The sequence below is a fragment of the Paraburkholderia sp. SIMBA_027 genome (assembly GCF_046535315.1).
GTDB lineage: Bacteria > Pseudomonadota > Gammaproteobacteria > Burkholderiales > Burkholderiaceae > Paraburkholderia > Paraburkholderia tropica.
In genome coordinates this window covers 1-326 of sequence record NZ_JAWRWY010000263.1, presented here as the reverse complement: position 1 = coordinate 326, position 326 = coordinate 1, and the positions used below count along the sequence as shown (strand labels likewise).

Sequence of the window (326 nt, the reverse complement as noted above, 5' to 3'; positions counted from 1 at the left end):
CCCGGGAGAGCCAAATCCTTGGTTGGGGCTTCATGGAGGATATCATGGACATTGCACACCAAGACACGCAGCCGCGTGCGCCTCTGCCGTTCTACCGGCATCTTTACGTACAGGTGATCGCCGCCATTGTCGCCGGCATCCTGCTCGGCCACTTCTATCCGGATACCGGTACGGCGCTGAAGCCGCTCGGCGATGCCTTCATCAAGCTCGTGAAGATGATCATCGCCCCGGTTATTTTCCTGACGGTCGCGACCGGCATTGCCGGAATGTCCGATCTGAAAAAGGTCGGACGCGTTGCCGGCAAGGCGATGATCTACTTCCTCGTC

General features: G+C 58.9%; 1 protein-coding gene. It reads left to right on the top strand.

Features of this window, described 5'->3' with window-relative positions; translation table 11 throughout:
* Positions 1-32 precede the first annotated feature (32 nt).
* The coding region (locus SB764_RS39030) for a cation:dicarboxylate symporter family transporter (protein WP_410866615.1) at positions 33-326 on the top strand (294 nt) is incomplete at its 3' end.